Annotated in this window: 3 protein-coding genes (1 of these 3 only partly in view); all 3 read right to left on the minus strand. The window is 45.2% G+C overall.

Translation table 11 applies throughout. From position 1 onward, the window contains the following. Tightly spaced (each overlapping or abutting the next), the 3 genes in view from R8G66_10400 to R8G66_10410 form a layout consistent with a single transcriptional unit that may run on beyond the window. Positions 1-4047, minus strand: a complete 4047-nt coding sequence (locus R8G66_10400; GenBank protein ID MDW3192769.1) for an amino acid adenylation domain-containing protein — start codon at positions 4045-4047, stop codon at positions 1-3. Continuing rightward, positions 4044-12020, minus strand: a complete 7977-nt coding sequence (locus tag R8G66_10405) for an amino acid adenylation domain-containing protein (protein MDW3192770.1) — start codon at positions 12018-12020, stop codon at positions 4044-4046. Before R8G66_10405 ends, R8G66_10400 begins: the two co-directional genes overlap by 4 nt. Next, positions 12017-15373, minus strand: the 3' end of a protein-coding gene (locus R8G66_10410; GenBank protein MDW3192771.1) for an amino acid adenylation domain-containing protein. Its footprint extends 12174 nt past the window's final position; the window shows 3357 of its 15531 coding nt (coding positions 12175-15531); the start codon falls outside the window, past its right edge; the stop codon is at positions 12017-12019. Before R8G66_10410 ends, R8G66_10405 begins: the two co-directional genes overlap by 4 nt.

The raw sequence follows: 15373 nt of genomic DNA on the forward strand, positions 1-15373 counted from the left end.
TTAAGATCGGTCAAAAACGTTTTGTAAAACTTGATTTAAGATAGATGCATTAGCCTCCAGGTTGGTAGACACAAATAATTGTCGGTGAATTCCCTGGCACTGAATGACAGAAAACTCGCTTTGGGTATGGTTTTGCCAGCTCATTTTCCGTTGAATGATGGATTCATCCATCTCTTCATCCACCATCAGGTGAATATTGGCTTTGGTCTGCCCAATGGTCGATTCGGTGGAAAGGTATTGATCATAAGCCATGAGCACTTCTCTCACTCGCTGACGTAGTGAGGCATCCTGTTCAATCATATGAGCGGCCTGATTGTCTTTGAGGTCTTCCTCACTCAGCGTCAGCAACTTGTCCGCATCTTCCTCTAGCTGTTCCTGTGTTTTGGGTGAATTGCCCTCAGAAGGCACACCGTCAATGAGTATCAGATCGGAAACCACGTCTCCTTGTTGCTCAAAATACCTGGCCACATCAAAAGCCAATGCCGTACCGGCGGAGTAACCACAAAACACATAAGGTCCTTCCGGCTGATAGGCCTTAACCGACTGGTAATATCGTACTACCGGATCTGCTTCGGGCGTAAAATCAAAAGCCACGAACCCAAACGAATCCAGTTGTTTGGCCAGATTCATGTAACTGATCGCTACACCGTACAATGGAGGAAAAGCAAACAATAAATCTTCCTTCGATTCATTCAACAGGTAGGAAGGTGCCTGATTGGGTGTTACATCCGTTTTCAGGTTCTTGGAGATGATGCTCAAAGCATGAATGTTCCTGTATTTGAACAAATCGTTCAATGAAAGTTCGTATCCTTTCTCCTGAAGCCTCGCAATTACCCGAATGGCTTTCAACGAATCTCCACCTAACAAAAAGAAATCATCATCAATTCCTACTCTGTCTTTTTGTAATACCTCTTGCCATACATCTGCAAATTCAATCTCTGCCTTGCTTTGAGGCCTTTGATAGCCTTTCGTCATGGCTTCTCCTTGTTGCTCAAAAGTTAACAGTTGCTTTCTGTCCAGTTTTCCATTGGAATTGACAGGCATCGTTTCCAATTTGACATAGGCGGAAGGGACCATGTAGGAAGGAAGACGTTGTGTTAAGTGACGATTGAGGTCATCTGTAGACAGTCCGTTCTGACCGCTGACGAATGCACAAAGGTATGGTTGATCTTTATCGGCTTTCACCAACACAGCCGCTTCGTTGACTTGTGCATACTTCAACAGGCAATCTTCGATCTCTGGTAATTCGATTCGGTAGCCACGTATTTTTACTTGCTGATCCAATCGTCCTAAAAATTCTAGCTCGCCGGTAAAGGTCCATCGAGCCAAATCTCCTGTTCGGTAAATGCGTTTTCCTGGAACAAATGGATGATCAACAAATTTCTGAGCAGTCAAGTCATCCTGATTGAGATAGCCCCGAGCAAGTCCCGGACCCGCAATGCACAGTTCACCGGGAGCACCAATGGGCAATAATTGCTGCTCTTGGTCCATCACAAAGACATTGACGCGATCTATCGGACGCCCAATCGAAACTTGCTGGTCATCTTCTCGAACGGGGGTCATGGTTGTCCATACTGTATTTTCCGTAGGACCATACTCATTGAAGAGCGCTATCTCAGGAAATTGCTCATGATGCTTTTGAGCCAAAGACAAAGGCAACTCCTCTCCTGCCAGAATCAACCGACGAAGCGGTACTGTCTGATCGGTTTCCGCTAGCAATGGCATTAAATTGCTGTAGTAAGTTGGAACACAAAGCATGTCCGTGATTTCATGTTCAACAATGGCCGCTGCGGTTTTTTCAGGATCCATCAGCAAGGTCTCTTTGGCTAACACAAGCGTTCCTCCTCGCAGCAACGTTCCCCATAAAACGGCAATTGAAGAGTCGAAAGAGATGGGTGAGACCAATAGCATGCGTTCCACCGGATATTGATGAACCCTTGCGACACTTGAGTGAATCAGGTTTCCGTGCTCAATCATCACTCCTTTCGGGTGACCTGTAGATCCTGAGGTATAAATGATGTAAGCCAAATGTTGGGCTTCCAATGCCCTGGCTGGATTGTCCACTTTCTGTTCGAGGGAATCAAACTGTATATCTAGCGCCATTAATTCGCCGGAATATTCAGGCAAATCGAACATGTAATCAGAGTGCAATAAAAGGGCTCTGGGTGCTGTATCCTGAAGCATGTACTGTTTTCTTTCCGAGGGCAGTTTAGTATCTATCGGTAAATACGCCGCACCGGATTTCAATATCCCCAATATGCTAACAATAACCCACTCATCCCTGTCCAACATAAAGGCGATGACTTCTTCTGGCTTTGGGTCGTACTGCGTTTTTAGCCCATGAGCGAGCCTGTTTGCTTGTTCGTTCAGCTCTTTATACGTCAGTCTTTGACCTTCACAAACCAGTGCAACCTGATCTGGTTTTTCTTCCGCTTGTTTTTCAAACCAATCAAGTACGGAATCGGCATTGGGCAAAGCCTCACCTTCATAACCTTGAAATTGCTCAAGCTGTACCGAAATATCTTCCGGTCTTAGGACGTCTAATTTTGAGATAGCTGATCTGGGGTTTTCAACTACCTCTTGGCAAAGCTGCTCGAAATGACCCATCATCGATTCAACCAATTGCGGCTCAAATAGGTCCGAATTGTATTCTACACCCAGATAAAGATCATCCCTTCGTTCACTAAAACTAAATGCCATATCAAACCGGCTGGTTCGACTTCCATTGGAAATGGATTTGACGGTAACTCCCTCGAAAGAAAGGGCGGTCTTGTCATTATTGTGCATGACAATGTTGATGTCAAAAATCGGATGTCGGCTTGTATCCCGATCGACCATCACATCATCCACCATCTGATCAAATGGATACTGCTGGTGCTCAAAAGCATCTGTCACAATAGTCTTGGTCTGACTTAGCAGGTCTTCAAAGGTGCTTTGCTTATCAATCTGTGTCCGCAACGGCAGAATATTGACGAAGAATCCTATCAACGATTCCAAGTCGGTATGCTGACGCCCAGCTACGGACGCACCGAGAATGATATCTGTTTGTCCACTGTACTTGTGGAGCAGTACACTTACCAGGGCATTCAAAGCCATGAACAGGCTGACATCATGTGCTTTAGCTAAATCATTAAGTCGGGTGGTCAATTGTGCGTCCAGGGCACAGGAGGTATGATCGCCATTTTGGGTTCGAACCACCGGCCTTGTTTGCCGATAAGGTAATTGCAGCACTGGCAGTTCTCCTGAGAGGTTTTCTCGCCAATAATGTCCTAGCTTTTCATCTTTTTCCAAAAGCTCATTGTGCCATTGGCTAAAATCTTTGTATTGAATCGGCAGTGGCTCAAGGGAAGACGATTTTTCAGATTGGAATTGGGAATAAAGTTGAAGTAATTCCTGAATAAAAATATTCATCGACCATCCATCGGCAATGATGTGATGCACGGTAAATAATAGCAGATATTCTGCTTCTTTGATCCGGTATAACTTAACCCGCAACAACGGGGCCTGACTTAGGTCAAAAGGTGTAGAAGCTTCTTCTTGAGCCAGTATTTGCAACGTTTCTTTATCGGTTGGTTGCTGGCTAATATCTTCATAATACAACTTCAATTGAGGTTTTGGGTGAATGACCTGAACCGGAAGAGAAGCTACCGTATCAAAAGACGTACGAAAGGTCTCGTGCCGATCACCAATGGCATTTAGTGCTTGCTGCAGCGCGCTTACATTGATCATTCCTTCCATCATGAAAGCTGTAGCAAGGTTGTAGGCACTTCTATCTTCCTCCAACTGATCGAGCACCCAAAGTCTTCTTTGTGCATGGGATAGCGGATAATACGGCTGGTCCTCGGTGACAGGGATTGACCGTAGAGCCTCCTTACTTTCATTGGCTTCTTGCAAAAACTCGATTAGCTCCGATTTTCTGCTCCTGAGCTGTTTGAGTAGTACATCATCAATCTTTCCTTTGGGTGCATCCAGACTCAACTCTCCCTCCGACAACTCTAACATGATGTCGGCCTTCCTCAGGTCATTGATTAATTCATGAATGCTCATATGCTTATTTTTTCTCGTTCTTCAGGTTGCTCCATGGTACTGGAGGCCTGCTGTTGCCACAGGATGTTATCAATCACTAATGCTAATTGTTGTATGGTCGGTGCCTCGAATAATCGCTTCAAAGGCACCTTGATTTCAAATTGCTTTTGAATACGCCCAATCATTCTTGTTGCCTTGAGGCTGTGCCCACCGATTTCGAAAAAATGGTCCCGGATTCCAATGCGCTCTCTTTCAAGCAACTCCTCCCAAATTTTCACGAGCTTCTCTTCCGTATCAGATTCAGGTGGCAAGTAATCCAGTCCACTTTCAAGTGTCTCTCCGTTTTGAAAGACCAGGGCTTTTCGGTCGATTTTACCACTGGAAGTCTGAGGCATTTCCTCTAAGACGATGAACTGCGCCGGAATCATGTATCCTGGTAAATCATCGGAAAGGAATGCACGTATCGACTGTTCATCAAGTATCTCAGATGTAATTCGAATAAAAGCAACTAACTCATTTTGATAGGTCTGCTCCTCTTCCTTCACAATTACCGCGCATTCCAAAATAGCTTCGTGATTCAGTAGATGATGTTCTACTTCACCGGGTTCAACCCGAAATCCACGGACTTTGATCTGATGATCGTTTCTTCCGATAAATTCCAATTCACCATTCTCTGTCCATCTGCCTCTATCTCCGGTCTTATATAGTCTTTGTCCTGCGAATCGATCGTGTTCTATGAATTTGCTTTCAGTCAACGATGTATCCCCTACATAACCCTTGGCTAAAGCAATTCCGCCTATTACAATCTCGCCAGTAGACCCGAATGGTGCTAAACCTCCACGTTCATCCAACAAATAAACCTGAACATTGGAAACGGGTTTTCCAATTGGCGGCAACGTAGGTAAAGAGGTTTCTATTCCCGATAGGGTATGCGCAGTAATTACATGTGTCTCCGAAGGGCCGTATTGATTGTGTAATTGGGCCTGTAGATTCTGTTGCAAAAATTCCCTTATATGATCGTGCATTACCAACTGCTCACCTGAAGTAATCAGATGCTTCAAAGAAACAAGGAAGGAACGGGTATCTGCATTGCTCAACATCAGGTTGAGTCCTGCAAACGGCATGGTGATGAGTTCAATTTTGTGCTTTGCAATCACCCCTGCTAATAAGGAGGGATCTGACTTCACTTCGTCAGATACACCATAAAGCGTGCCTCCAAAGACAACAGAAAACAGCATTTCTTGCAAGGCCACATCAAATCCCTGAGCGGCGTATTGTAATGATTTGAGCCCTCGTTGGGTCTGGAACTGTTCATGCTGCCAGCAAATCAGATTGTGCAAACAAACTTGTGTCCCTAGTACGCCTTTAGGGTTTCCGGTAGATCCTGACGTATAAACGAGATAACCCGCGCGAGCCGCATCATCAATATGAGTTGCGTCAAATCCGTCCAATGAAATGGCGGATACGTCAACGGCACTTATGGCATTTTCTTTCAATAAGTCAAGTTGTTCTTTATGGGTCAGGACAACTTGACATTGACTATTGTCGGTGATGTAAACCAATCGCTTATTCGGCAAGGTAAGTTCCAATGGAAGATAGACTCCCCCTACTTTCATTACTGCTAGCAGAGCAACTACCGACCAGGAATCCCTCCCTGTCATGCAACCCACAACTTCTTCTGGTTGTAACCCAACTTCTTGAACTAAATACTGAGCCAGTTGATCAACCTGATCCTTCAGTTCCCGATAAGTCAAACTTCGATCAGAGTAGACCAACGCCATCTCATCTGGTTGCTCCTCCACTTGTTTTTCGAAAAGGGAAATGACTGTCTGATGTTCAGGATGGCTAATAGATTGACCACCGCTCAATTCAGCCAGGAGTTTTTCTTCAGCATCCGAAATGATTTTAATCGCATCAATTTCGATATTGGGCTGATCTACGACTTGAGTGACCATGCATTTGAGGTGTTCAGCCACCCGGTCCATGTTACTCTCAGGATAGATCAAATCATTGTACATGAATCGAATGATCAATTCCTCTCCTGAGGGAACCACCACAATATTGAAATCATAGTTGGTCTGCTCCCAAATATCTGCATGACCTGCAAAAGAGAATGGCAATGACTGCTCGTCTTTTTCCGCATCCATAAGGCCACGTACCAGATCTTCCTCTACCGGGAAGTTTTGGAAAACCATGATATGATTGACTAATTCACCCGATGACCCTGATTCAGAAACCTGCTGTATATCCGACAGAGCAACATACTGATGCGGAGCCGTCTCAATGAAATTTCCTTGCATTTGGCTCAGCAGATCGTCAAATCGGTGATTTTCCTTCATGCTTACCCGACAAGGGATGGTATTGATAAATACGCCTACTAAATCCTCCGCACCAGCTACCTCAGGAGGCCTTCCTGACACCACCACTCCGAATACCGCATCGTTGGTTTGATTGTATTTACTCAGTAAAATCCCCCAAATGGTTTGCATCAGCGTACTTAATGATGCCTGATGCTCATTGGCAAGTCTTTGGAGCTGACCAGCAAGTTCAGCATCCAGGGTGATTTGACTCCTGCGATTTCGATATTCCGAACCAGTAGAGGACGATTGACGACCCGGCAAGGATATTTGTTGGCTGTAGCCCTGTAGGAAGTTTTTCCAGAAGTCCAGACTGTTTTCCGGCAACTGACTTTGTTGCCATCTCACATAATCTTTGAAAACCCGATTCTCTGCAATTTCAGGAACACTGCGCTTACTCAGTTCCTGGTAAACCTGCAGCCATTCTTCGGTGAGCTTACTGGAACTCCATCCATCCAGGATCATGTGATGATGACTCCAGATGATTTCATATTGACTTTCCGTGGTTTGCAAAAGTGATACACGCATCAAAGGATCTTGATCTAATTCAAACCCTTTGGCTTTATCCTGCGCTTTAAACGTCGCAATCCTTTGCTCCTGCTGCTCAGGGGCTATTTCTCTGATGTCATGAAAGGCAAAATCGATTTCCCTTTGTTTCAGGATGACCTGGACAGGTTGATCCAAATCTTCATAAATGAGTGCCGCCCTTAAGATATCATGGCGCTTGAAGAGTACATTAAAGGCGTTTTCCACCAGATCAGGATCCATGTAACCTCCTAATTGAAAACTCTTTTGTTCGAAGTATGCGCCTTTTTCCTTTTCGTATAAAGCATGGAATAACATCCCTTCCTGCGTAGGTAACAAGGGATAAATGTCTGCTATATTTCCAGGATATTGAGTCTCGAGTTGCGCCAACTCCTCTACACTCAATGCACCGAAAGTAAAATCACTAGGCGTTCTGACTGGCTGGACCAATTGAGCACAAGCTTCAATGAGGGTTGTCAATTGTTCACTTAAACTCGCCATCAAATGATCGATGGTATCAGATCGGTAACGTTGATCGCTGTAACGGACCGTAAGTACTAATTCGCTTTTGGATAGCTGCCCGGAAAAGTCCAATTCGTACAATCGAGGAGTCTCAGGATGCAGGGTATTTCGTGCTTGTCCAGAGAGAATAAAAGCAGCGTCTTCACTGACTGTATTATCAAATTGTCCTGTAAAATTGAAAATCAATTGGGGCTGCAATCCTTGCTTCGCTTCACTCGCAACTTGTTGACGATAAAGTTCGTAACCGATGCCTTTCTGAGGTATTTTTCGGAGCATCTCTTTGACATTTACCAGCAATTCCGCAGGGGCTCCATGAGTCTCTACCAAAACTGGATAAACACTACTGAACCAACCCACAGTTCGGCTCACATCCAAGTCCTCCAAAGGAATCTCTCGCCCATGACTCTCCAACATGACGGGCACTTTTTGCACGCCAAAACACTCACCAACCGCAGCCCCAAGAGCAGATAGCAACAAATCATTGATAGTAGTATTGAATGCCTGATGGACCTGATTTGTCAATAATTCGAGCATCTCACCTTCGATGCGAATGGACTTACTTACACTGTTGCATTCAAGATTACTGCCCTCTATGTGATCTAGTGGCAATCGATCTACGATCTGTGCATCTAGTTTGCGCCAGTAGTCCCATGGTGCTGAAAAGCTTTTGTCTTTGGAAGCTTCTGCCAGCCGATTCGCCCAAAGTTGGTAGGCATCTGTCTTTGGCGGTAACTTGAATTCCTTACCCTGTTGATGTTGATCGTACAATGTTTCCAGGTCTTCCGAAAGCACTCGCCACGAAACCAGGTCGATGACGAGGTGATGGATCACCACTAAAAGTCTTCGTTGATCACGCTCAGTGAATAGCGCCAATTTCATCAAGGGTCCTGCTTGCAAATCAATGCCTCCCTGAATTTCATTGACCTGATCTTGCACCTTAACCTCTAGTTCTTCGTCGGTAATCGACCTGAAATCATAAGTGGCAAGGTCGATGGGTTGTCCGTCAAGGGGATTGTATTGCGTTAAGGATCCTGAATCATCAGGGAATACCATTCGCAGGGCATCATGATGCTGCTGAAGATGCTCGAAAATCTTGCATAGTGTTGATTCATCCAACTCTTCCGGTATGCGAACAAGAATTGCCTGATTGTAATGATGTTGTGTGGCCAGCTGTCGATTGAGAAACCTCCGTTGTATCGGTGTGAAAGGCACCTCTCCCTCAATGATGCCTTGATCGGGCATTCTAATGACCGTTTTGAGCTTCTTAGCCTGATCTTTAAGGACCGGGTATTCAAAAATGGTTTTTAGAGTAAGTTCCTGTCCTGCCTGATGAACCCGCGATGAAATCTGTATGGCTTTAATGGAATCGCCTCCTATATGGAAAAAGTTGTCTGTGGCGCTGACCACTTTCCGACTCAAAACCTCTTTCCATATTTCAGCCAACAAACGTTCTCCGGCCGTTTGGGGTGCCACATAGCTATCTTCTTCACCCAAATTTTGTTCCTGAACCGCCTTCAAAACGGCCTTTTTATCCACCTTGCCATTTGTGGTAGTTGGTATGCTATCCAATAACACAAAGTGTTGTGGAATCATGTAATCAGGCAACCTCGACTCCAGAAAATCCCGAAGTAAACTTCCATTAAGCTCTAAATGACTGGCAACCACACCAGCAACCAGTTCATACTCTTCCAAATCATTTTGAATGGGAAGGACGATCGCTTCAGGAACCTTATCATGTTTCATCAACACCTGGGCGATCTCCTCGGGCTCAATCCTGTGTCCTCGGATTTTGACCTGATCGTCTAATCGCCCGACATAATCGAGCAAGCCATCGGCTCTCCATTGCGCCAAATCTCCGGTTTTGTATAACCTCCTTGGTCCGTAAGGATTATCGATGAATCGAGCTTGTGTTAAATCAGGCTGATTCAAATAACCGTTACTGACACATATTCCTGCGACATGTAATTCTCCTGGCACGCCGATTGGCACTGGCTTTAAAGCCTCATCCAAAACATACAAACTTGTATTATTCATGGGGCGACCGATCGGAATGGTATCTGAATTTTCATCAAGATCATTTACCTGATAGATGGCACATCCGACCACCGTTTCTGTGGGGCCATAATGATTGTAAATGATTGCTTGAGGAAATACCAAACGCAATTGCCTGTATAAATCGGGTGAAAAACGAGCCCCACCAATGACAAATACATGTTTTTGCGGCAAGTTCATGGTTCCCGCCAGTAGCTCCAACAAGCCTTTGATGTGAACGGGAGTTAACCTCAACAGATAACTATCTGAATCGGTAGTTTTAAGTCTTTCTGTCAGATCTGTCAATACCTGCTCTTCACGCAATAGTCGAACCTGTCCGCCGTGGAGTAGCGGTAAATACAACGATGGCAAGGTCAGGTCAAACCAATGTGCACTGGCCACCAGACTACCTTGTAGGTGGTCTTCATAATATTTCTCAGAAGCAAACCCTAAATAGTCTGATAAGCCCGCATGTGGAATTTCCACACCTTTGGGTTTCCCACTGGAACCCGACGTGTACATGATATATGCCGTAGATGCTGGATTGATTTCGTTCTCTGGGTTGGTCGTTTCATAGACTTCCAGCCAATCCGGTCCTATTACATCATCATCCATGACCAGGATATCTATGGACGATAAATTCAGGTTTTCGACCAGGCCTTTTTCGACCAGTACCATTTCAATTTCAGCATCCTCGATCACATAGCCCAGGCGTTCCCCGCGTTGATGTGGGTCTAACAGGACGTAGGCGGCTCCAGTCTTCAGTATACCCAATAAACTGATCATTAATTGTGGACTTCTTTGCAAGTAGACACCAACCCTTTCGCCCTCTTCCATTTCCATTTCCATCAGAAAATGTGCGAGGCGATTGGCTTTCTCATTCAATTCCTGATAAGTCAGACTGGTTTCTTCCGTCGATACCGCCACCTGATCCGGTGATGTTTCGACCTGCTTTTGGAACCATTCGATCAACCCCTTATCATGAGGAACATCTGACCCTTTGGCAAAATCATTCAACAGGACCTGTTTTTCATCCTCATGGAGCATTGGCAAAGCAGACAGTGGGGTAAGCTCATCTGTCAGGATTTGCTTGCACAGCTGTTCAAAATGCAGTTGTAGCCTTTGGACACGACCTTCCTCAAACAAGTCCGTGTTGTAAATGACGTGCAAAAGCAGCTCCTCTTCTTTTTCGATGATATTGAAGTGCATATCAAATCGACTTGTATGATGTGGATTATTCAGCCTGGACAAATGCACATCCTCCAATTGAAAGTCGGCCTGATCATTGTTCGGCATCATGATGACCACATCGAAAATGGGGTTTCGACTGAGGTTTCTCTCCGTATCCAATTCATCTACAATGGCATCAAAAGGATACATCTGATGCTCAAAGGCACCCAGGACGGTATTTTTTACCTGGGTCAAAAAGGAATTGAACCCAACACCGCCATCGATTTCGCTTCGTAAGGCAATGGTATTGACGAAATAACCAATCTGCCCTTCAAGATCCGAATGCAATCGGTTCGCCACGGGTGAGCCGATGATGAGATCAGTCTGTCCCGTATATCGATACAACAAGACCTTAAGGATAGCGGTCATGGTCATAAAGAGGCTCGCATCATGTGCTTTTGACCAGGATTTCAACAAGTTCAAGGTCTCTGCATCGATCACATGTGTCCGTACCGCCCCGTGGTTCGTCTTGATCTTTGGGCGCTTTTTATCTGATGTAAGGTTTAATACCGGAAGCTCTCCAGCAAGGCGATCTTGCCAATATGCACAGGAAGCTTTCCCCTTGTCACTGGCCAATACCTGATTTTGCCAATGACTGTAATCCTTGTGCTGGATCGGCAAAGGAGGTAATTGAGGATCTTTATTCTGAACAAAGCCATGATATAAAGCCAGCAGTTCTTTCACCAACACATGCAGCGACCAACCATCCGAAATGATGTGGTGCATGCTGAATAGTAATAGGAATTCATCCGCTCCCAATCGTACCCATTTGACCCGCCACAAAGGAGCTTTACTCAGATCAAAAGGCGTCACAGCTTCTTCATACGAAAGCTGCTCGATCCTGGCTTCCTTATCCTTGTGGTCGCTAATGTCGTCCTTTAGCAGTTGGAAAGAGAAGTCATCTTGAATTAACTGAACAGGTTCTCCCTGCACAGTCTCAATGGATGTTCTTAAAATTTCGTGCCGTTTGCTGATGGCATCGAGCGCCTTTTCAAAGGCAGACTCATCGAACTTTCCCTGAAGTCTATAACCGGAATGAATGTTGTATGCCAGGCTTTTCTCACTCAGCTGATCCTGGATCCACAGCCCTCGCTGCGCATGAGATACCTGATAGTGCGTGTCCTCAGGACAATGGGGAATCTTTTCATAAGACCTGGACTTTTGGCTCGTCGTTAGGTAATCCACAATGGCCTCTTTCTGAGCCTTAAGCTCCTGAAGTAATTCAGGAGGTATTTGCCCCTTTGGTGCCTTTACCTTTAGCTTGCCCGCTTCTAGAGAAAGAACCACCCCTACCTTGCGCAGTTGATTGATCAACACGTTGATTTTCATAGGTCTATCTCCATTAAATCTTCTGTACTCTCTGCATCTCCCTCTTCGGGTTCCACCCAGGTCACATTCTCTATTTCCATGCCCAACTCAGCAATTGTAGGGTTTTCAAAAATTGACCTCAATGGAATTTCCATATCCATCTCTTTATGGATCCTGGCCAGCATACGCGTAGCCTTTAAGCTATGCCCGCCCAATTCAAAGAAGTTATCGCTGGTGCTTATCTCTTTCAATTCCAGTACCTCCAGCCATATGTTGAGCAATTGTTCTTCAATCTCTGTCTTCGGCGCTTCGATCGTTTTCTCCGGGTTCGTACCTTCCGATTCTAAAGCAAGGATGGCGGCCTTATCCACTTTACCAATGACATTTAAAGGCAGATTGGGTAACACCACATACCGTCTCGGAACCATGTATTGTGGAAGCACTTTGGACAGCATTCTTTCCAGGGTATGGGTATCCAGATTCGCGTTTTCCGAAACAATCGCGGCAATCAGTTCATTTTCACCCTGATCGTGTGTGGTCGCAAATACCAGGGCATCTTTCACAGCAGTGTGCTGCTTCAATTGATGGGATATTTCACCGGGTTCAACGCGATGCCCCCTGATTTTCACCTGATCATCAATGCGGCCAATAAATTCCAAATTGCCACTTTCCAGCCACCTCACCATGTCACCAGTTTTGTAGCATTTATGGTCGGTTACCGTACCGCCAAAAGGATCTTTCACAAATACCGAGGCCGAAAGCTTCGGTTGATTGAGGTATCCAAGGCTTAATGCCTCACTTGCCACACACAATTCGCCCGCCATACCGACCGACACAGGCTGAAGCCCCTCATCCATGACATAAAGCTTCGTATTGGCCATCGGCGTACCAATAGGAATGGCCTGAACCTCGTGCTTACTTTCCAGTTCTTGAGTAATGTTGAAGATCGCACACCCTACAACCGCTTCAGTCGGGCCATAGTGATTATAAAAAGTAGCTTTAGGGAATAGCGCTTGTGCTATCTTGTATAGCTCCACCGAAAACGCCGCACCTCCGACAACAAAGACATGTGCCGCTGAGATAGGCTCATAGTGACCTATTAAATCAATGATCGCTTGTAAATGCAATGGAGTAAAGCGCAACAAATAGTTCGTTTCTCCAGAATTCTCCAGTCCCTTCGCCAAATGAACAATTTCATCTTCATCTGGTAATAAATTGACTACTCCTCCTTTTAGCAAGGGCAAATACAATGAGGGAAGGGTGATATCGAAGCAATGTGAGGTTCCAACCAAACTTCCAGCTAGTTGTTCATCGTAGTAAAAGTCTTTGGCGAAAGTCAAATAATCAGCTAATCCCAGATGTGAAACCATCACCCCCTTTGGAACACCCGTAGATCCTGAGGTATAAATAACGTAGGCCAATTCATCCATCGCGACCTCAACTTCCGGGTTATCGTGCTCATATTCTGACAACCAATCGTTTTGCAGAATGCCATTGTCAAGGATCATGATATCTAGTGCTGACAGCTGCAAACGATCCACCAATTGGTCTTGAACGAGCATCAACTCAATATCCGCATCCGAGATCATGTAAGACAATCGCTCCCCTTCCTGTTCCGGGTCCAGGGGCACGTACGCTGCCCCTGTTTTTAGGATACCCAATAAGCTGATCATCAAGGCCGGTCCGCGCCTCATGTAAACCCCGATCTTATCTTTTGGTCCAAAATCCTGTTCCATCAGGTAGTGCGCCAATTGATTCGCTTTCCGATTGAGCACATCATAGGTCAGGAATTGCCCACCATAGGTCACGGCCTTTTCCGCTGGAGTCAAGCCTACCTGATGTTCAAATTGTTGAATCACATTGCTGGTTACGGGTATCAGTTCCTGAGGCTCACTAAAAGAAGCATTCAAAAGTTCCTCTTCTTCCGGAGAAACCAACTTAAGGGCAGAAGCAGATGCGTTAGGATCTTTGGCGATCTGTTCCGCAAGGTAGAGAAATTGATCAGCGACCCGCTGAACACTACTTTGTTCGAATCGCAGGGTATTGTAAGAAAACTTGATGCGCAATGCGTCACCTGGAAGCACTATCACATTAAAATCATAATTACTGTGCTCCAAACGTTCCATTTCACCGGTGAATGTAAAAGGAAAATCGGCCTGGGTTTTCATCTTCCCTGAAACCACATGAAGCAATTGCTCTTCAACCGGGAAATTCTCAAAAACCATGATATGGTCTACTAATCCCTGATGTAAACCACTGGCTTCCTGAATATCGGAAAGCGCGCTGTAGTGATATTGCGCGGCTTCCAGCGACTTATCTTGTGCTTGTTGTAATATCTGGCTAAAGGTCTGATCTACTTCAAAGTTTATCCTGACAGGGATGGTATTAATGAATAACCCAACCATGTGCTGCGACGCTTCCAGCTCAGGTGGACGGCCGGAAACCACCGCCCCAAAGACCACATCGTTGAGATGATTGTAACGGGCCAACAAAACCCCCCAAAGGATTTGAAGTAAAGTATTTAACGAAGACTGATTTTCAGAAGCAATCTGCTTCAATTGGATCGTAAGGTCTTCAGGTAATGTAATTTGATGTTTTCGGTTTTCATGTTTGGAAGGAACAACCGCCTTAGCACCAGGAATGGTCAGGGAAGCTCCATAGCCATTAAGATATCTCGACCAGAACTGCAATCCGGTAGCACGATCTTGCGCCTGAGCCCACAACATGTAGTTCTTATAGTATTTACGGATCGTCTGAAGTTCTGGAGCGATTGACTTCACCAAACCATAATAGATCTCAAACCATTCTGTCATGATCAGTCCGAGACTCCAGCCATCTATGTTAATGTGGTGATGACTCCAGACCAGTTCGAAATCTGATGCAGCTTTCTTAAACAAATGGATACGCATCAGGACATCTTTATCCAATTCAAACCCGCGTTCCTGATCAGACTTTTTGTATACCGAGATCACTTTAGCTAACCGAGAAGGATCATAATCAGCGTCATACAGGTCACTAAATTCAAATTCAACCTTTTGTTTTTTGAAAATCACCTGAACCGGCTGATCCAACCCTTTGAATATGAATGCTGCTCGCAACGCTTCATGACGGCTCATTAGCTTATTGAAAGCTTCTTCTACCAATTCAGGATTGATCTCTCCTTGTAACTGATAGCTCACCTGCTCGTAATAAGCACTTTTGTCCTGATCGTACAGAGCATGAAAATACATCCCTTCCTGCGCAAGGGTCAATGGATAGATGTCATGGATATTGCTTCCAGTATTTTCAGTGATCGCTGCAAGTTGTGAAATGCTCAGCCCTTTGAAAGTAAAATCAGCAGGTGTAGGGACTGTTTCCTTAACTGAAGTACAATG

Source organism: Cytophagales bacterium, assembly GCA_033344775.1.
Classification (GTDB): domain Bacteria; phylum Bacteroidota; class Bacteroidia; order Cytophagales; family Cyclobacteriaceae; genus JAWPMT01.